The following is a 229-nucleotide window of genomic DNA, read 5'->3' on the forward strand; positions in this document are numbered from 1 at the left end:
CGGCGAATAGGCCTGGTGTTTGACCGGGAGGTCCTCGTCCAGCAGGATCTCGTCGCGGTACATATTGGTGACCGGCACCTCGGCGGTCGGCAACAGCCAGAGGTCGTCGTCGTCGTATTCCTCGTCGTTCGCGCCGCCGAGGCGGTAGGCGTCGTCGACGAACTTCGGGAACTGGCCGGTACCGCGCATCGACGCCGAGTTGACTGGCAGCGGCGGGAACACGTCGCTG

General features: G+C 65.9%; 1 pseudogene. It reads right to left on the reverse strand.

What is annotated here, in order from left to right:
* Positions 1–229: pseudogene (locus tag ACP7H9_RS14360) on the reverse strand (serine--tRNA ligase); the annotation flags it as partial.

It is taken from the genome of Idiomarina sp. ST20R2A10 (assembly GCF_051842345.1).
Taxonomy (GTDB): Bacteria; Pseudomonadota; Gammaproteobacteria; order Enterobacterales; family Alteromonadaceae; genus Idiomarina; species Idiomarina loihiensis.